Genomic DNA, 17661 nt, shown 5'->3' on the forward strand with positions numbered 1-17661 from the left:
GCTCGCGGGAACGTCAATCCTCCCCAATGGCCACCACAGATGTGGCCACGCTATCTGCCAGACCCGGAACGCCTGGGCGTACCGCTTTTCAAGGATGTGTTCCATGCCGCAACCGTCTGCCCCCCGTCTTCGCGTCCGGGGCCGTCTGCATTGCCTTTCCACCTGTACCACGCCTCGCGCGCCGGCATGGCCGGTTCTGGGCCTGGCCGCCTTGTTTGGCGCCCCCAGCGCCGCCCTGGCGGCGCAGGTGATGGAATTGCAGGCCGTGGAAGTCAACGAGGCGCGCCTGAGCGAGATCGACGAAGCCGACCTGGCACTGCGTTCGGTGCCAGGCGCCAGCAACCTCATCGACACCGCAGCGGTCGGGCGCGGCAGGCTCTCGGGCAACGAGGATCTGTTCAGCAACCAGGCAGGTATCTACGCCCGCGCCGCCAACAACGAGGGCGCGAAGATTTCCATCCGCGGTTCGGGTATCAACCGTGGGCCGGGGGCGCATTCGTCAGGGTTGTACCAGATGTTCGATGGCCTGCCGCTGACCGGTCCGGGTGGCACGCCCTACGAATTGCTGGAGCCCTTGTGGCTGAGCCGCGTGGAAGTGCTGCGCGGGGCCAATGGCTTCGATCGCGGCGCGCTGGCCTTGGGCGGTGCCATCAACTACGTGACGCACACCGGTTACGATGCGGCCAAGTTGCAGCTGCGCTACGAGGTCGGCACTCATGGCTACAGCAAGCGCCAGATCAGCTCCGGCCAGGTGCTGGGCGATGCCGATTACTATTTCAGCGTGACCGATTCCAGCTACGACGGCTTCCAGGACCAAAGCGCGGGTGGCAGCCGTGGTGCGGCAGGCAACTTCGGCTACCGTTTCAGTCCGCAGTTGGAAACGCGCTTCTTCTTCCGCTATCGCGAGACCGACAACGACACCCCGGGCAAGCTGACGCGGGCGCAGATCGTCCATGATCCCCGCGCGGCCAACGCCTTGAACCTGGCACGCGATTCCAAGCGCATTCAACCGGGCAGTACCTGGCTGGCCAACAAGACCACCTGGCACCTGGACGACGATGCCCGCCTGGAAGCCGGTCTGGTCTATCACGACTATCCCATGGACCTGCGCGAAGGCACCAACCGCATGAAGGTGGCCTACACCGATGTCAGCGGTACCTTGAACTATGTGCGCCAGGACGTGCTGCTCGGCCATGCCAGCAAAACTACCGTGGGGTGGCGCAGCACCAAGGCATTGCCCAACTCCGGCGTGTCGGAATTCGTCCGGGTACCGGTCGGCAACACGGCCGGGTATGCGCCCGGCACCCGCACCCGGGACTACAGCTATCAAGGCTCCGACCATACGGTGTATGTCAGCAACGAGCTGGAACTGGTGCCCGATCTCTGGCTCACCACCGGGCTCGCCGCGCTCTACACCCGTCGCGAGACGGAGGTCAGCTACCCGGTGACCCATGACCGGGTCAGCCAGCACGCCTGGGACTACGCACCGCGCCTGGGTCTGCGCTACGACTACAGCCCGAAGGTGCAGGTGTTCGGCAACCTCAGCCGTTCGGTGGAACCGCCACACCCCTGGTCGATGATCTGGGGCTCCAACCGCTACTTCGCGCCGGGCAGCGGCGCGGCGACGGGTTTGCAGAGCAATGGCGTGGAGCTCGACAACCAGAGCGCGACCACCCTGGAGCTGGGTGGGCGTGGCGATGCCTGGTTCGGCCGCTGGGATCTGGCCTGGTATTACTCGCAGGTACGCCATGAGCTGCTCAGTGTCGAAACCCAGGCTGCCACGGCCACCACCTCGCAGGTGATCGGCGAGGCGAACGCCAGCCCGACGGTTCATCAAGGCGTCGAACTGGCCCTGGACAGCCCGCTGTGGGTGGGGCAGCAGGCCGGACGCCTGGGTTTGCGCCAGACCTATACCTACAGCGATTTCCACTACCGTGACGACGCGCGCTTCGGCGACAACCGGCTGCCTGGCCTGCCTCGACATTACTATCAGGCCGAACTGCGCTACGACCACCCCAGCGGCGTCTACACCGGTTTCAACGTGCAGCACGCCTCGCGCATCGCCGTGGACTACGCCAACTCCTACCATGCGGCGGCCTACACACTGTTCGGCGCCAGCGTGGGCTACTCGGCGCCGGACGAGAGCTGGCAGACCTGGCTGGACCTGCGCAACCTGACCAACAAGCGCTACGCCAGCACGGTCACCCCCGGCTACGACGACCAGGGCCGCGACGTTGCGCGTTCCACGCCCGGCGATGGCCGGGGTGTCTATGCCGGCGTCTCGTGGAGCCTGCGCTGAGCAGCCGATGAGCAGCCGGCCGGCGTGACGCCACGGGTGGGCTGGTTGCGTTAAGATGGCGGTCTATCCGTCTTGGCAGAGCGCAGCAGTGATTCTCAACAGCCTGGTTTTCTTCATCACTCTGGCGGCCATGGAAGGCGTCGCCTACCTGGCCCACAAGTACCTCATGCATGGCTGGGGCTGGGGCTGGCACCGCTCCCACCACGAGCCGCGCACCGGCTGGTTCGAGAAGAACGACCTGTATGCGGTGGTGTTCGCGGGGCTGGCGATCGTGCTGATTGCCCTGGGGACCCAAGGTCTGCATCCGCTGGAATGGATCGGCGCTGGCATGACCGCCTACGGCGCGTTGTACTTCGTCGTCCATGACGGCCTGGTGCACCGGCGCTGGCCGTTCCATCTGGTGCCGCGTCGGGGTTACCTCAAGCGCCTCTACCAGGCGCACCTGATGCACCATGCGGTCGAGGGCAAGGACCGCTGCGTGTCCTTCGGCTTTCTGTTCGCGCCGTCTACGACGCGCTTGCGCGCTCAGTTGCGGGCGTTGCACCAAGGGCCTCTGCGCAAGACGGACGAGGCCGGTTCCACAGCTGAGTCGAACGCTTCGGCCACTGCCGCCAGCGAGCGCTGACCGCACGCCACCATCCCTGGCTGACCGCTGCCAGCTTTTCGGCCTTGGAGGTCGAGACACGGGTATCCCAGGCATGACTGCCTGCCGCAACCACCTTGACGCCGATCTGCCGGTACACGGCCGCCGCAGTCGCCACGGCCCAGGCCGAACGCCAGGGCAGGGCGGCCAGGCCCGCCTGGGCGCTGGCGTAGTAGGGCTCGGCCAGGTCGACCAGACGCCTTGCCAACATCGCCACCGCCGGCCGATGCTCGGGCGCCGCCAGGTCCTGCAGGGGAATGTTCAGTTCTTCCAGCCACTGCGCCGGCAGATAACAGCGACCGATGCGTGCATCCTCGACGATATCGCGGGCGATGTTGGTCAACTGGAACGCCAGCCCCAGGTCGCAGGCGCGATCCAGGGTGCGCGGGTCATGGCTGCCCATGACCCGCGCCATCATCAGACCGACGACGCCTGCGACGTGGTAGCAATACTGCAGCGTGTCGTCCTGAGTGTGATAACGGCGGTCCAGCACGTCCATTTCGAAACCGGCCAGATGCTCCAGGGCATTGTGCTCGGGAATGTCGTGCTCGCGCACCACTTCGGCGAACGCGGCAAAGGCCGGCTCGCTCGCGGGCACGCCTGCATAGACCGCATGGGTCTGGGCCTGCAGCAGCGCCAGGCGGCGCTGTGCCTCCTGCGGGGTGATCGACACGGCGTCGTGACCGGCCTGCTGACCATCGATCACGTCGTCGCAATGGCGACACCAGGCGTACAGCATCACCGCGCTGCGCCGGGTGCGTTCGTCGAACAGCTTGGCGGCTGCGGCGAAGCTTTTCGAGCCTACCGCGATGCTCTGTTCGGCATGCTCGCGCAGCGCCGGATCCGGCGCCGAGGTGCTCATGGATGCAGGTCCGCGATCATGAGACCGGCGGTCGCCTTGGCCGAACCGATCACGCCCGGTACGCCGGCGCCGGGGTGGGTGCCGGCACCGACCAGGTAGACGTTGTTCAACTGCGCGTCGCGGTTGTGCGGGCGGAACCAGGCACTCTGCTGCAGCACCGGCTCCAGGGAAAACGCCGAGCCCAGGTGCGCGTTGAGCTCGGTCTGGAAATCATCCGGGGTGAAGATACGGCAGGTCACCAGATCCTCGCGCAAGCCAGGAATGTAATGCTCTTCCAGGTATTCGAAAATGCGGTCGCGGTACAGCGGCCCCTGCACCGACCAGTCGATGGCGGCGTTGCCCAAGTGCGGTACCGGCGACAACACGTAGTGGCTGGAACAGCCCGGCGGCGCCAGGCTGGGATCCGTCACACAGGGCGCGTGCAAATACAGCGAGAAGTCCGAGGCCAGTTCGGCGCCGTTGAAGATTTCGTGGATCAGCGCCTGATAGCGCGCACCGAAGCACACCGTGTGGTGCTGCAACTGCGGCTGCGGGCGTTTGAGGCCGAAATGGATGACGAACAGCGAGTTGCTGAAACGCTTGCCCTTGAGGCGCTTGCCCTCGCGTTTACCGCGCGGGTGTTTGCCCAGCAGGTCGGCGTAGGTGTGCACCACGTCGGCGTTGGAGGCCAGGCAATCGGCGCGCCAGCTGCGACCGTCACGGGCATGCACCGCCGTGGCCCGATCGTTCTCTACGTCGATGCCGGCCACTTCCGCATTCAACTCCAGGGTGCCGCCCAGGTCCTGGAACAGCTTCACCATGCCTTGCACCAGTGCCCCCGTCCCGCCCTTGGGAAACCACACACCCCATTCGCGCTCCAGCGCATGGATCAAGGTGTAGATCGAGGAGGTGGCAAACGGATTGCCGCCCACCAGCAAGGAGTGAAACGAGAACGCCTGGCGCAACTGGTCGTGTTCGATGAAGCTCGACACCATCGAATACACGCTGCGCCAGGCCTGCAGGCGTGCCAGTTGCGGCCCGGCCTGAAGCATGTCGCGAAACGACAGGAACGGTACCGCACCCAGCTTGAGGTAGCCTTCCTTGAACACCGCCTGGGAGTAGGCCAGAAAGCGCTGGTAGCCGGCCACGTCCGGTGGGTTCAGGGCATGGATCTGGCGGTCCAGTTCGGCCTGGTCGTTGGCATAGTCGAACTTCGTGCCGTCTTCCCAGCACAGGCGGTAGAACGGCTTGACCGGCAGCAGGTCGACGTAGTCGGCCATGCGCTTGCCACTGAGGGTGAACAGCTCTTCGATGGCCGTGGGGTCGGTGATCACCGTCGGGCCGGCATCGAAGGTGAAGCCCTGGTCGCGATACACATAGGCTCGGCCCCCGGGCTGGTCGCGCTTCTCCAGCAGGGTGGTGTGGATGCCGGCGGCCTGCAGGCGGATCGCCAGGGCCAGGCCGCCGAAGCCTGCGCCGATGACGATGGCGGTTTTAGCTGGATTCATGTGGGTTCTCGAACTGCCGGGGAGAAGATCTGAGGGCGGCGCGCACGGCCTCGTCGACGGGCACGGGCGGCTTGCCGACGAGAATGCGGGCGCGGTCACGCCAGTGGTTTTGGCCTGCGTAGAAACGGCTGATCAACGCGGGCGACAAACGATAGAAGCGCTGCATGACCCGCCAGCGGTCCTGGGGCCTTCCGGCGAGGAACAACATGCGGTTGAGCAGACGGTAGAAACCTTGGTCGTTCCACTGCTGGCGGGCGTGGTCGCGGATGCCCGAGAACAGGCGATCGGCGTCCATGACCGGCTGTTGCGCCAGCCACTGGGCCAGGCGCACCGCGTGGGGCAACGAATAGCCGGTGGTGCAGTGAAACAGGCCGGCGCGCAGGCCGGAGAGCGGCTGGCCAGACGCTTGCTGCCAGAACGCCTCGAAGTCGCCGGCCAGGGTAATCGGCAGCACGCCCTGTTCTTCGCGCAGGCACTCGGCGACCGTCCAGCCTTGCCAGCGCACGTACTCGCCGATGTGCTCGCGCAGCTGCTCGGTGCTCAGGGTGTGGCGATCTACATAGTGAGTGTCTTCCACCAGCACGGTATCGGCCGAAAAGGGCAGTACATAGACGAAGCGGTAGCCATCACCCTGATCCACCCGGGCGTCCATGATGATCGGCCCGAGCAACCCGTGCGGCTGCTCCAGTCGCAGCAATTGGCCGACGAACGCCTGCTGGCCGAGCACGAGGTGTGGGCTGGGCCGTACCCCGCGACCGTCGATGACCGCACCGGCTTGCAGCGTCTCGCCGCTGGCCAGGCGCACGTGGCGCGGGCCCAGTTCGGTGATGGTTTCACCCAGGCGCAGTCGGTCGCCCAACGCCTGGGTGATGACCTCGGCGAAGCGCTCGCTGGTGATGCTGGCGTAGCCACTGTCGAGCACCCGAGAAACCTGGGGAAAATGTACCTGGTAGCTGGGCCAGCGCTTGACCACCAGCGGCTCGATCCAGTGATGCTGTTCGGCGGTGAGGTCGCCGTCGTGAAAGGACCAGGTATGGTTGCCCCCCAGACTCTGCTGCGCATCGATGCACAGGATGTTCAGCTCCGGACGCGCCTGGCGCAGGCGCCAGGCGATCAGGCCATTGGCCAGGCCGGCGCCGGCCAGGATCAGGTCGTACGTCATGCCAAGGCTCCGGCCAATACGGGCTGTCGTGTGTTTATTGCGGTTTCGACGATGTCGGCTGCCTTCAGCGTGCCGCCTGCGCTGGCCAGTTCCGCGCTCAAGCGGGCAAAGGGCTGGGTCGACAGGGCGAGGACCTCACGCAGCGCCTGGGCGATGCGCGGCGAGCGGGCGCGACGGTGCAATTGCAGGCCCAGGCCATGATGGCGGACCCGCGCGGCCACGCCGGGCTGGTCGAAGGCGATGGGCATCACCAGCATCGGGGTAGCGCTGGCGATGGCATCCATCACGGTGTTCAGTCCGCCGTGGGTGACCACTGCATCGGCCTGTTCCAAGGCCCACTGTTGCGGGGCGAAATCGGTGACCCAGGTAGTGCCGAGCGCAGCCAGGCGTTTTTCGGTCGCTGCATCGAGCAAGCCGCAGTGGGCGATCAGCAGTTGGGCGTCGAGTTGCCGGCAGGCCTTGGCGATCTGCTCGAACATGCCCAGACGCTGGCCCTGCAGGGTGCCCAGGCTGGCGAAGACGAACGGGCGCCTTGGGTTGATCGACCAACTGCCTCGGGTGGCCGCAGTGGCGTTGCGCAACGGACCGACCGCGTGCAGATGCGGGGGCGCAGCCTGGCGCGGGAAGTCGAAGCCCGCCAGGGTCTGGCTGATCTGCGCCAACGGCGAAAGGCACTCGTGCAGAGCGCTGCGCGGTGCCAGTCCGAGGGCTTTCGCGGCGCCCTGGATGGCCCGGGCATGGGGCTTCATCAGCCAGTCGTAGACCTGCGTACTGCCGCGGTACATGTGCAGGCTGCGCTCGTCGATGCCGTAGGCGAACGGCATCACCGGCAGCGGCAGGCCCGGCTCGCGGTTGACCGGCAGGGCGCAGGCGATCGAGACGAAGGGCAGCCCCAGGCTTTCCGCGACCAGGCCACCGCCCGCTTCCATTTGATCGCACAGCAGCGCGTCGACACCGTGCTGCTCCAGTGCAGCCGGCAGTTCGTCGCAGAACATGCGTGTGGTGGCCGCCAACTGCTCAATGATCTGTCGCAGGCCCCAGGGTGTGCCGGGGTTGGCCGCCAGGCGCAGACTGCGTTGCAGGCTGCCGCGCGGGTGGCTGGCTGCGCCCAGCACGCAATAGCCGATACCGGGGGCCGTGACCCAGCGCGCGGCGTCGGCCTGGTGAAAGAAGGTGACTCGATGACCGCGCTGCATCAGCTCTTGGGCCAGCGCCTGCAATGCGTGAAAATGACTGTAGTAGGCGGGCGCGACAACGCCGAAATGACTCATCGAGACAGTGCCTGCGAATCGAGCAGGCGGGCATGGCGCAGCCCTGCCAGATTGGCCGAACCGGTGCAGAAACAGGCCACGCGAAGCTGGCGAATGACCACTTCGAAGTGTTCGATCACAGCTTCCGTGGACAGCGTGGCGCCCGGCAACACACTGGCGGCCTGACCGACGAGGTCGGCGCCGAGGCGGATGGCCTTGGCTGCATCGACGCCATCGCGAACGCCGCCCGAAGCGATCAAGCGTACGTCGGGCAGCGCCTGACGGACCGTCTGCACGCAGGTGGCGGTTGGAATGCCCCAGCCGGCGAAGGCCATGGCCACCGCGCGGTCCGCTGCCTGGGTTGCGCGTTCGCCTTCGACCGCAGCCCAACTCGTCCCGCCCGCGCCAGCCACATCGATGACCTGCACGCCAGCCTCGACCAGGGTTTGCGCCACGCTGGCGGAGAGCCCGGCACCGACTTCCTTGATCACCACCGGCACCTTGAGCACCGTCACCGCCCGGGCGATCTGCGCGAGCACGCCGCGCCAGTGACGGTCACCTTCGGGCTGAACGGCTTCCTGCAGCGGGTTGAGATGGATGATCAAACCGCTGGCTTCCAGGGTGTCGACCGCGCGCTGGGCCAGGTCCATGCCACCGTTCTCGAGCAACTGCGCTGCGCCGATATTGGCCAGCAGCGGGATGTCCGGGGCGATGCGCCGCAGCTCGCGGGTGAGTCCCTGGTCGTTGCCGGTCTGCAGGCTGACCCGCTGGGAACCCACGCCCATGGCGATGCCCAGGGCCTGCGCCGCTTCGGCCAGGTGCCGATTGATCGCAACGGCGCGAAAGGCGCCGCCGGTCATGGAGCTGATCAGCAACGGCGCCTGCAAGTCGATGCCGAGCAGGGAACTGCGCAAATCGATGTCCGCCAGATCCAGCTCAGGCAAGGCACAGTGCTCGAACTGAATAGTGTCCCAACCCGCGCCCATGCGCGTGGTCGCCCTGAGCGGATCGAGGACGATGTCCAGATGGTCATCCTTGCGTCGACTCAACTCGTCGGGCTTCATGTCAGCTCCATTGCTCAGGATCATTTACGGCTGCCTGCGGTCTGTCCATGGTAGAGAGTTGTACGGCGCGCTCATATTCGCATAACGTATGTCCATCTTCACAGGCTCAGGCACCGGCGGTGAGCAGTCGTTCCTTGTTTGCGAACGTTTCCGCCCGGGCCCAACCCTGCCGAAACCTCGTCCCCGGCTGCCCCGCAGGACTCGAAACAACAATAGAGGGAACGATGACAGCTGATACGCCCGCGACCAGCGATACTGGTTTTACCGAGCACATGGCTTTGCTGCGCTGCACCATCGAAGCGCGGCTGGACGCCTTGCTGCCCGTGGCGTGCAACGAGCGCGATCTGGTGGCCACGGCGATGCGCGACGGTGCCTTGGCGCCGGGCAAACGGATGCGTCCGATCCTGTTGATCCTGGCCTCGAACGGGCTGGGCGCCAGCGACCAGGCGGCGCTGGACTTGGGCTGCGCCGTGGAGATGGTGCACGCCGCGTCCCTGGTGCTCGACGACATGCCGTGCATGGATGACGCGAAGCTGCGACGCGGTCGCGTCACCACGCACCTGGCCTTTGGAGAAGACGTCGCCATTCTGGCCGCCGTGGCCCTGCTGTCACGGGCCTTTGCGGTGGTGGCGGGGATCGAGGGGCTGAAGCCGTTGATTCGCACGCAACTGGTGGAGATCCTGGCCAACGCCATCGGTGCCCATGGCCTGGCCCGTGGTCAGTTGCAGGATCTGCGTGACGGGCTGCATCCGCGCACTGCCGAAGAGATCGCCGCCACCAACAATCTGAAAACGGGCGTGCTGTTCAGCGCAATCATGGACATGGCCTATCTGATCAGCGATGCGCCACCGCCCACGCGTGCCGTGCTGCAATGTTTCGCCCTGGAGTTGGGGCAGGCGTTCCAGCTCTACGACGATCTGCACGATCGCAGCCCGGACACGGCGAAAGACCTGGGCAAGGACGATGGCAAGTCGACCTTCATGGCCCTGTGCGGGGAAGATGAAGTGAAGAGGCGTCTGCAGGAGCATCTGGACAAGGCCCGCGCGTGCCTGGCCGATGCCTATGCGCAGGATCATCACATCAGCCGTTTTCTGCAGCTGATTTTCGTCAAGGCCGCGACCTGCGCCTGAGCGTTCGCCTTTCGGCAGCGTCGCTTTTCCAAATCACGAATGAAAAGGGCATCAAGCTGACTTGATGCCCTCTGCAATCACGCCCTTCTACGAGGCGGCGTGCGGATTGCTGCCTTTCTCCGCGTCGTGTTTCTTCGCGGCTTCAACACCCGAGCTGCTGAGCTTGATCGGGTATTCCAGCGCCGGTTCATGGTCCTCGACCGTCACCGGCTTGCCCTGGATCAGACCTCTTTCCTGCAGCGTCTTGATCATCCCCGCGACGGCCTTTTCACCGCGATAGTTGTCGAGGATTTCCTTGCCCAGGCCATGGGGATGCGCGTGCAGCAAACGGGTGAGTACTTCGTGCTCGAGTTCGACGTTGCTCATGAATGCCTCTCTGGCTGCTGAATGAAAATGCATCGCTTACAGGGTTGTGACTCAGCCTGGCGCGAGAGATTCCTTGCGTCTGCACGGGGCACGGTGAATTAGCTGGGCGAAAAATCAAACTTTTGCGCCGGCAGGGAAGTCGACTTTCCACACTGTGTCGTTTCGGCAACGAGGTACAGCCTCTGTCGAATCGGCCAAGGTTTTCCGTCAACTTTCGAGGTACACATGGCCAACTATCCAACTCCGCCGTTCGAGCCGCAGCAGCAATCGGTGCCGGGCACGCAGTCGAAGATGAATCCGCTGCCCGACTGTGGCGAAACCAGCTACAAGGGCTCGGGCCGGATGGCCAACAAGGTCGCCCTGATCACGGGCGGTGACAGCGGTATCGGTCGCGCTGTGGCCATTGCCTACGCCCGTGAAGGCGCCGACGTGGTGATCTCCTACCTCGACGAGCACGAGGACGCCAAGGACACGGCACGCTACGTCGAGGAAGCCGGACGCCAGTGCCTGCTGTTGCCGGGCGACCTGGCCGAGCGGGAACAGTGTCTGGCGATCGTCGAGAAGACGGTCGAGCGTTTCGGTCGCATCGACGTGCTGGTCAACAATGCCGCGTTCCAGATGAGCCACGAATCCCTGGACGAAATTCCGGACGAGGAGTGGGTGCGCACCTTCGATATCAACATCACGGCGATGTTTCGCATCTGCAAGGCCGCAGTGCCGCACATGCCGTCGGGCGGCTCGATCATCAACACCAGCTCGGTCAATTCGGACATGCCCAAGCCGACCTTGCTGCCCTATGCGACCACCAAGGGCGCGATTGCCAACTTCACCGCCGGGCTGGCGCAGTTGCTGGGCAAGAAGAACATTCGTGTGAACAGCGTGGCACCGGGCCCGATCTGGACGCCGCTGATCCCGGCGACCATGCCGCCGGAAGCGGTGAAGACCTTTGGCGAGGAGACACCACTGGGTCGTCCGGGCCAGCCGGTCGAGGTGTCGCCGATCTATGTGCTGCTGGGGTCGGATGAGAGCAGCTACATCTCCGGATCGCGCTATGCGGTGACTGGGGGCAAGCCTATTCTGTAAGGCAGTGGCGGCCTCTTCGCGGGCAGAGCCCGCTCCCACAAGAATCCAGAGCGCACTCGGTCCTTGTGGGAGCGGGCTCTGCCCGCGAAGAGGCACTCAAGCCATACACAAAGATCAAACCACATGCGCCGCATGCAGCTGTGTCAACGCCTGCACCTTCAATCTCGCCAACACCGGATCCCGCCGATCCCTCGGCTGCGCCAGATCCACATCGATCCCACCGCCTATCCCACTGGCCCGATGCCCCATCACCAGCACCCGGTCACTCAGGTACAGCGCCTCGTCCACATCATGGGTGACCAACAGCAGCGCAATGTCATGCCGTCGTGCCAGATCCAGCAACAGATCCTGCAGCTTCATCCGGGTAAACGCATCCACTGCACTGAACGGCTCGTCCAGCAGCAGCACCTTTGGCCTGGAATAAAGGCCCCGCGCAATCGCCACCCGCTGTGCCATGCCGCCGGACAATGCCTTGGGCAGCGCCTCGGCAAATCCGCTCAGGCCCACTTCCTCGATCAGCTGCCGTACCCAGGCCTGGTCATAGTGCCCATCATCGTGAAAGCCGATGTTGCGCGCCACGCTCAACCAAGGCATCAGCCGCGGCTCCTGGAAAACGAATGCCACCGACTCGCCTGCGTTGCTCAGCTCGCCGCTGTAGTCCCGATCCAGGCCCGCAGCGATGCGCAGCAGAGTGCTTTTGCCGCAACCGCTGGGACCCAGCAGGCTGACGACCTCGCCGGGTTGCAACTGCAACTCCACGTCCTTGAGCACCAGGGTTTCGCCGAACGTCTTGCGCCGGACGTGAATGCTCAGCAAGGCATCGTTCATGATCGGTTCCCCGTGGCCTCGCCGGTGAAGGTGTCGCGCCAACTGACGCAGCGCCTTTCGACGGCCGCGAGCACGCCGTCGCTGAGCTTGCCCAGCACCGCCAGGGCCAGGATCGCCGCCAGCACGATGTCGGGCCGCGAGGTTTCGCGGCCATCGCTGAGCAGGTAACCCAAGCCTTTGGTGGCAGCAATCAGTTCGGCGGCGACCAGAAACATCCAGGCCATGCTCAACCCGCTGCGCAAGCCGGTGAACAGGCCCGGCATGGCGGCCGGCAGCAGAATGCGCAGGGTCAGCCGACGTGCGCTGAAGCCATACATCTGCCCGACCTCCACCAACTTGCGGTCAATGTTGCGAATCGCGGCCACGCCGTTGACGTACACCGGAAAGAACGCGCCGATGGCGATCAACACGATCTTGGACGTCTCGTCGATGCCCAGCCACAGTAGCAGCAACGGCACCCAGGCCAGGCTGGGTATGGCACGCAGACCGGCGAAGGTGGGTTCCAAGTAGGCCTCGGCTTCCCGGCTCAGGCCGACCCAGGCGGCAAATACCAGGGCCAGGGACGCACCGATGACGAAACCTGCAAGCACGCGACCGACGCTGGCCAGCACGTGCTTGCCCAGCGCGCCTTGCGCCAGCTCGACCAGCGTCAGCGCGATATCGCTGGGCGCCGGCATCTGGTAGGCCGGAATCCAGCCGACTCGCACCACGATCTCAAGCACGATCACGATCAGACACGGCAGCAACCAGCCCTTGGCCCCGCGCCGCCAGGCGGGTGAAGCGCGCCGTGGGGCCGGCGCTGCCTTGGGTAGGGTGTTTTCCGACGCGCTCATGAAGTCACTGCTTCCCGATGACTTGGGCGCCGAAGCGTGGCTCGATCAGCTGATCGACCACGTCGTTGACGTCCACGCCTTTGCGCACCAAGCCTTCGGCGATAAGGATCGGCGCAGCGGCCTTGAGCGCCTGAATCTGCTTGGCGCCTGGCTGCGAATCGCTGAAGTCGGTCCGCGAGAGCTGCAGCTTGGCCACATCCAGGGGCAGCCCCGATTCCTTGGCCAACAGCGCCGCCAGATCGTCCGGGTGTTCCCGCGCCCAGCTACGGGCCTGCTCGTAGGCCTTGATGACCTGCGCGACAGTGTCGGCATGTTCGGCTGCGAATTTTTCCGTGACGCTGATCACCCCATAGCTGTTGAATTCGATGTTGCGGTACAGCAACGTCGAGCCGGCTTGCAGCTGACTGGCTGCCAGCAGCGGATCGAGGCCGGCCCAGGCATCCACGTCGCCTCTTTCCAACGCGGTGCGACCGTCGGCGTGCTGCAGGTGAACCAGCTCCACATCATCCTTGCTCAGCCCAGCCTGTTGCAGGCTGCGCAGGGTGAACAGGAAAGGGTCGGTGCCTTTGGTGGCAGCGATCTTCTTGCCTTTGAGGTCGGCAACGGTCTTGATCGGCGAATCCTTGCGCACCGCCAGGGCAGTCCATTCCGGGCGGCTGGCGATGTACACGGTCTTGATCGGGCTGCCATTGGCGCGGCTCAGCACCGCTGCAAGGCCGGCCGTGGAGGCGAAGTCGATGCTGCCGCCGTTGAGGTATTCCAGCGAGCGGTTGCTGCCCTGGCTGAGCACCCAGTCGACCTTGGTGCCGGGCAGGGCTTTTTCCAGCCAGCCGAAATGGCGCAGGACCAGGCTGGTGGGCGAGTAGTAGGCGTAGTCCAGGCGAACCTCGGCAGGGGTGGCTGCCTGGGCGACGCTGGCGAAGCTGGCAAGCAGCACGGTGGCGGCCAGCAGCGGTGTGGACAGGCGGGAAAACAGGGTCATGAAGATCAGTCCTCGGCAAGGGAGAGCCGGCTGGCACGCCGGATCCCAATGCTAAATGATCTAAAAAACCAACTATAAATACCTTTTGGATCTGAGCTTAGATTGCCAGTACGCGCCACGACTCAGGCCGTTCACCGATTGACTGTCCTGGCCGGCAACGCCAGTACCAGCAGGCAGCTGAGCAGCAGGCAGGCGGCAAAAATCCACAGGGCGATCTGCGGGCTGTGGAAGCGGTCCATGACCACGCCCATCAGGGAATTGCTGACCAGCCCGGCGATGTTGGCCAGCGAACAGGCCAGGGCAAAACCGGTGGCCGCCGCAGTCCCTTTGAGAAAGGTCGCCGGGAGACTGAAGAACACCGGCACCGCACCGATGATGGCCAACGAGGCCACCGAGAACAGCAAGACGGTGACCGCCACGTTCTGGGTGAAGAAGGTGCTGAGGAACATGGCCGCCGCGCCGACGATGAATGGCACGATGATGTGCCAGCGCCGCTCGCGGTGCTTGTCGGAACTGGCGCCGATGGCCAGCATCCCGATCAGTCCGGCGAGGCTGGGTATGGCCACCAGCAGGCCGATGTCGCCGGGGTTGCCGACCCCGGCGTTGCGGATGAAGGTGGGCAGCCAGAACCCCAAGGCATAGGCACTCAACAGAATCGAGAAATCGATACCGCCCAGCATCCATACCTTGATGTCGAAAAAGCCGGCACGAAACGAGTGGCCGCCTCGGTTCTCGCTCTCGTCCCGAGCCAGCACGGTTTGCAGTTCGGTTTTCTCGCGCTCGGTGAGCCAGCTGGCATCGGCAATGCCATTGGGCAGGATGGCCAGACACAACGCGCCCAGCACCACGGTCGGTATGGCTTCGAGGAGGAACAGCCACTGCCAGTTGTGCAGGCCGCTGACACCGTCGAAATTGCCCATGATCCAGCCCGACAGCGGTCCGCCGATCAGGCTCGACAGCGGCAGGCCGATCATGAACAGGGCAATGATGCGGCTGCGTCGGTACGACGGAAACCACTGGCTCAGGTAGAACAGCACCCCTGGCAGAAACCCGGCCTCGGCTGCGCCGAGCAGAAAGCGCAGCAGGTAGAAGTGCCACTCGGTGGTGACGAACATGGTCAACCCGGAGAGCACGCCCCAGCTGATCATGATGCGAGCGATCCACAGGCGTGCACCGACCTTCTGCAATACCAGATTGCTGGGCACCTCGAACAGGATGTAACCGACGAAGAACAACCCGGCGCCCAGACCGTAGGCGGTTTCACTCATGTGCAGGGTGTCGAGCATCTGCAGTTTGGCGAAGCCGACGTTGATGCGATCCAGGTAAGACGCCAGGTAGCAGAAGCACAGAAACGGAATCAACCGCCAGACGATCTTGCGATACGTGTCAGCGCTGGCGTGCTCGGTCAGGCCGGAAGTGGGCGACATGCAAGAACTCCTGGAGCGTTGAAGACAGGGTGATGATCCGCCACAAACCCCGTAGGAGCGGTCCGTGGCCGCGAAAGCTGCACTGCGGTGTGCCTGAAGCACTGCGGCGCCGGCTTCGCGGCCGATGACCGCTCCTACGCAGATGAAAGCGTCCCATGGGATGCAGGCGCGGGGATGATAATCGCTGCGCTCGATCCATGCAGCATGGGTGCCAGCACTGACGTGCAAATAATGGCGTAGACTGCCGGCTTCGGTGTGCGGGGGGCGCACCGTGTCGCGTTCATTCACACGCTCGATCCGGCCAGACGCCGGTCGGCATCGGCCCGGGCAAGGCGGAGCATATTCATGGCGCAGGGTATTTTCTTCTTCGTGGTCGGGCCGAGCGGGGCGGGCAAGGACTCGCTCATCGAAGGCGCGCGCGCCGACCTGGGCACTTCCGGCCGCTACCTGTTCGCCCGTCGCACCATCACGCGCCCCAGCGGAGCGCCGGGGGAAGACCACGCGGGCGTGACCCCCGAACAGTTTCAAGCCAACGTCGCGGCAGGGGCGTTCCTGCTCAGCTGGCATGCTCACGGCTTGAGCTATGGCTTGTCCGCCGAGCTGTTGCAAGTGCTGGAGGAGGGCCGTCATGTCATCGCCAACGGCTCGCGCAAGATGATCCGGGAGGCGGCCACTCGTGTGCCGCATCTGGTGGTGATCGAAATCACCGCCTCGCCAGAGGTCCTGGCCGCGCGCATTCTGGGGCGCGGTCGGGAGACCGCCGAGCAGGCCCGTGCCCGCGTGCTGCGTCAGGTCGACGCGCTGCCTGCCGACATCGAAACCCTGCGCGTCGACAACGACGGCACCTTGGCCGAGGGCATCGGTCGCTTCGTCGATGCGGTCGAAACCGTTGCCCAGCGCCACGCGCCGCTGCCGAGCAGTCATCCGCTGCTGCTGCGCAAGCTGCAGGGGCATGAACTGAACGAGGTCCAGTACGAGCAGGTGCTGGGCGACATCATTGCCGGCGGCTATGTCGACAGCGAGATCCGCGCGTTTCTGGTGAGTGCCAGCCAGCACCTGTCGGATGCCGAAGTGGTAGCCCTGGCGCGCGTGCGGACGCGGTTTTCCCCGATCATGCGCTGGGATCGACCGATTGTGGTCGACAAGCATTCGATGGGGGGCGTGCCTGGCAGCCGGATCACCTTGATTGTGGTACCGATCGTCGCGGCGCAAGGTCTGCTCATGCCCAAGACCTCGTCCCGGGCGATTACCTCCGCGGCCGGCACCGCCGATGCCATGGAGGTGCTGGCCGAGGTGGAACTGACGCCTGAAGAGGTGCAGCACTGCATTGCCCAGACGGGCGCCTGCATCGCCTGGAATGGCCGCCTCAACCACTCCCATCTGGACGAGGTGATGAACGCCATCACCCGACCGCTGGGTATCGACTCCACGCGCTGGGCAGTGGCGTCCATCCTCTCGAAAAAGCTCACCGCTGGCTCGACCCACGTCATCGTCGATCTGCCATTTGGGCCGCGGACCAAATTGGCGACCGCAGAGCAGGCGCACACACTGGGCAAACTGTTCGAGGAAGTTGGCGCTTTGTTGGGCCTTACCGTCGCGGCCGTTGCCACCGACGGCTCGCGACCGGTCGGGCGCGGCATCGGCCCGGCCCTGGAAGTGCGCGACGTACGCTGGGTGCTCGAAGGCTCCGCAGAAGCGCCTGCCGACCTGCGCGAGAAGGCGCTGTCGTTTGCCGCACGCATCCTGGCCTGGGACCCACGCATCGGCAGTGTCGAAGCCGGGCGCGAACGTGCCGAGTACCTGCTGGACGGTGGCCAGGCCCTGGCGGCTTTTGAACGCATCATCGAGGTTCAGGGACGCAGGGAGCCAGTCGTGCCCAGTCCGTCGACCTGGGCCGTGTGCGCCCCCTGCTCGGGCCGGGTCGCACGGCTCGACGGCTGGCGACTGGCGGAACTCGCCCGCTACGCAGGGGCACCTGGGGACAAGGCTGCAGGCATGGATCTGAAGGTCAATTTAGGCACCCAGGTGGCGCAGGGCGACGTACTTTACCTCCTCCATGCATCAAGCGCAGAAGGCCTGGAACACGCTGCTGAGCAGGCCCGGATCGAGAGCGGCATCATCTTGGATGAGCAGGCCTGATCCACGCTGACCCCGCAACGCCGCCTCGCCCGATTACCGTTCGTCGGCGCAACCTCGACAAATGGAATTCACAAGCTTTTCCGCTCTCCTAACCTGAGTGTGGGAG

The 17661-nt window shown here is 65.0% G+C and carries 15 protein-coding genes; 5 read left to right on the plus strand and 10 right to left on the minus strand.

Annotation, left to right across the window (positions count from 1 at the left end; all coding sequences use genetic code 11):
• Positions 1 to 103: 103 nt before the first annotated feature.
• Positions 104 to 2299, plus strand: coding sequence for a TonB-dependent receptor family protein (locus ABMD26_RS20235; RefSeq protein WP_354311416.1), 2196 nt, complete (start codon positions 104 to 106; stop codon positions 2297 to 2299).
• Between the two features lie 55 nt (positions 2300 to 2354).
• Positions 2355 to 2924, plus strand: coding sequence for a sterol desaturase family protein (locus tag ABMD26_RS20240; protein ID WP_354311418.1), 570 nt, complete (start codon positions 2355 to 2357; stop codon positions 2922 to 2924).
• Here ABMD26_RS20240 and ABMD26_RS20245 read toward each other — a convergent pair.
• From ABMD26_RS20245 to fni, 5 genes are read right to left on the minus strand one after another with little or no spacing between them, the layout of a single operon-like run.
• On the minus strand, positions 2806 to 3804 hold the full coding sequence (locus ABMD26_RS20245) for a phytoene/squalene synthase family protein (RefSeq protein WP_354311420.1): 999 nt from the start codon (positions 3802 to 3804) through the stop codon (positions 2806 to 2808). The genes ABMD26_RS20240 and ABMD26_RS20245 overlap by 119 nt on opposite strands.
• Positions 3801 to 5291 carry a phytoene desaturase gene (locus ABMD26_RS20250; protein WP_056842242.1) on the minus strand — a complete coding sequence of 497 codons (1491 nt, stop codon included), beginning with the start codon at positions 5289 to 5291 and terminating at the stop codon, positions 3801 to 3803. The genes ABMD26_RS20245 and ABMD26_RS20250 overlap by 4 nt, the downstream gene beginning before the upstream one ends.
• Positions 5278 to 6453 carry a lycopene beta-cyclase CrtY gene (crtY, locus tag ABMD26_RS20255; protein ID WP_192000470.1) on the minus strand — a complete coding sequence of 392 codons (1176 nt, stop codon included), beginning with the start codon at positions 6451 to 6453 and terminating at the stop codon, positions 5278 to 5280. The genes ABMD26_RS20250 and crtY overlap by 14 nt, the downstream gene beginning before the upstream one ends.
• The gene (locus tag ABMD26_RS20260; RefSeq protein WP_354311423.1) at positions 6450 to 7724 is read right to left on the minus strand and encodes a glycosyltransferase; all 1275 of its coding nucleotides are present in this window, start codon (positions 7722 to 7724) and stop codon (positions 6450 to 6452) included. Before ABMD26_RS20260 ends, crtY begins: the two co-directional genes overlap by 4 nt.
• Positions 7721 to 8767, minus strand: a complete 1047-nt coding sequence (fni, locus tag ABMD26_RS20265) for a type 2 isopentenyl-diphosphate Delta-isomerase (RefSeq protein ID WP_122743396.1) — start codon at positions 8765 to 8767, stop codon at positions 7721 to 7723. Before fni ends, ABMD26_RS20260 begins: the two co-directional genes overlap by 4 nt.
• A gap of 224 nt (positions 8768 to 8991) precedes the next feature.
• Between fni and ABMD26_RS20270 the strand changes: the two genes are divergently transcribed.
• On the plus strand, positions 8992 to 9897 hold the full coding sequence (locus ABMD26_RS20270; RefSeq protein WP_134721778.1) for a polyprenyl synthetase family protein: 906 nt from the start codon (positions 8992 to 8994) through the stop codon (positions 9895 to 9897).
• An 87-nt stretch (positions 9898 to 9984) separates the two neighbouring features.
• Here ABMD26_RS20270 and ABMD26_RS20275 read toward each other — a convergent pair whose 3' ends face one another.
• Positions 9985 to 10263: a hypothetical protein gene (locus ABMD26_RS20275; RefSeq protein ID WP_049859895.1), complete on the minus strand. Its 279-nt coding sequence runs from the start codon at positions 10261 to 10263 to the stop codon at positions 9985 to 9987.
• A gap of 225 nt (positions 10264 to 10488) precedes the next feature.
• Between ABMD26_RS20275 and ABMD26_RS20280 the strand changes: the two genes are divergently transcribed.
• Positions 10489 to 11346 (plus strand): SDR family oxidoreductase, encoded by an 858-nt coding sequence (locus tag ABMD26_RS20280; RefSeq protein WP_122743394.1) that lies wholly within the window; start codon positions 10489 to 10491, stop codon positions 11344 to 11346.
• Positions 11347 to 11460: 114 nt separating this feature from the next.
• Here ABMD26_RS20280 and ABMD26_RS20285 read toward each other — a convergent pair whose 3' ends face one another.
• The 4 genes from ABMD26_RS20285 to ABMD26_RS20300 all read right to left on the minus strand — a co-directional run bounded on the left by ABMD26_RS20285 (position 11461) and on the right by ABMD26_RS20300 (position 15416).
• A complete protein-coding gene (locus ABMD26_RS20285) occupies positions 11461 to 12174 on the minus strand; it encodes an ABC transporter ATP-binding protein (RefSeq protein WP_354311427.1) in 714 nt (237 codons plus the stop codon).
• Positions 12171 to 13007: an ABC transporter permease gene (locus ABMD26_RS20290; RefSeq protein WP_192000475.1), complete on the minus strand. Its 837-nt coding sequence runs from the start codon at positions 13005 to 13007 to the stop codon at positions 12171 to 12173. Before ABMD26_RS20290 ends, ABMD26_RS20285 begins: the two co-directional genes overlap by 4 nt.
• A gap of 4 nt (positions 13008 to 13011) precedes the next feature.
• On the minus strand, positions 13012 to 13989 hold the full coding sequence (locus tag ABMD26_RS20295; RefSeq protein ID WP_354311429.1) for an aliphatic sulfonate ABC transporter substrate-binding protein: 978 nt from the start codon (positions 13987 to 13989) through the stop codon (positions 13012 to 13014).
• A gap of 131 nt (positions 13990 to 14120) precedes the next feature.
• Complete coding sequence (locus ABMD26_RS20300; protein ID WP_134721784.1) at positions 14121 to 15416, minus strand: MFS transporter; 1296 nt, start codon at positions 15414 to 15416, stop codon at positions 14121 to 14123.
• A 345-nt stretch (positions 15417 to 15761) separates the two neighbouring features.
• Between ABMD26_RS20300 and phnN the strand changes: the two genes are divergently transcribed.
• Complete coding sequence (gene phnN, locus ABMD26_RS20305) at positions 15762 to 17555, plus strand: phosphonate metabolism protein/1,5-bisphosphokinase (PRPP-forming) PhnN (protein ID WP_134721785.1); 1794 nt, start codon at positions 15762 to 15764, stop codon at positions 17553 to 17555.
• The last annotated feature ends 106 nt before the right edge of the window (positions 17556 to 17661 follow it).

This window comes from Pseudomonas sp. PvP001 (genome assembly GCF_040546375.1).
GTDB lineage: Bacteria > Pseudomonadota > Gammaproteobacteria > Pseudomonadales > Pseudomonadaceae > Aquipseudomonas > Aquipseudomonas coleopterorum.

Bases quoted from the DNA above. Each gene is read 5' to 3' on its own strand.
- ABMD26_RS20235 (WP_354311416.1), top strand. From the start codon at position 104: ATGCCGCAACCGTCTGCCCCCCGTCTTCGCGTCCGGGGCCGTCTGCAT.
- ABMD26_RS20240 (WP_354311418.1), top strand. From the start codon at position 2,355: ATGGCGGTCTATCCGTCTTGGCAGAGCGCAGCAGTGATTCTCAACAGC.
- ABMD26_RS20245 (WP_354311420.1), bottom strand. From the start codon at position 3,804: ATGAGCACCTCGGCGCCGGATCCGGCGCTGCGCGAGCATGCCGAACAG.
- ABMD26_RS20250 (WP_056842242.1), bottom strand. From the start codon at position 5,291: ATGAATCCAGCTAAAACCGCCATCGTCATCGGCGCAGGCTTCGGCGGC.
- crtY (WP_192000470.1), bottom strand. From the start codon at position 6,453: ATGACGTACGACCTGATCCTGGCCGGCGCCGGCCTGGCCAATGGCCTG.
- ABMD26_RS20260 (WP_354311423.1), bottom strand. From the start codon at position 7,724: ATGAGTCATTTCGGCGTTGTCGCGCCCGCCTACTACAGTCATTTTCAC.
- fni (WP_122743396.1), bottom strand. From the start codon at position 8,767: ATGAAGCCCGACGAGTTGAGTCGACGCAAGGATGACCATCTGGACATC.
- ABMD26_RS20270 (WP_134721778.1), top strand. From the start codon at position 8,992: ATGACAGCTGATACGCCCGCGACCAGCGATACTGGTTTTACCGAGCAC.
- ABMD26_RS20275 (WP_049859895.1), bottom strand. From the start codon at position 10,263: ATGAGCAACGTCGAACTCGAGCACGAAGTACTCACCCGTTTGCTGCAC.
- ABMD26_RS20280 (WP_122743394.1), top strand. From the start codon at position 10,489: ATGGCCAACTATCCAACTCCGCCGTTCGAGCCGCAGCAGCAATCGGTG.
- ABMD26_RS20285 (WP_354311427.1), bottom strand. From the start codon at position 12,174: ATGAACGATGCCTTGCTGAGCATTCACGTCCGGCGCAAGACGTTCGGC.
- ABMD26_RS20290 (WP_192000475.1), bottom strand. From the start codon at position 13,007: ATGAGCGCGTCGGAAAACACCCTACCCAAGGCAGCGCCGGCCCCACGG.
- ABMD26_RS20295 (WP_354311429.1), bottom strand. From the start codon at position 13,989: ATGACCCTGTTTTCCCGCCTGTCCACACCGCTGCTGGCCGCCACCGTG.
- ABMD26_RS20300 (WP_134721784.1), bottom strand. From the start codon at position 15,416: ATGTCGCCCACTTCCGGCCTGACCGAGCACGCCAGCGCTGACACGTAT.
- phnN (WP_134721785.1), top strand. From the start codon at position 15,762: ATGGCGCAGGGTATTTTCTTCTTCGTGGTCGGGCCGAGCGGGGCGGGC.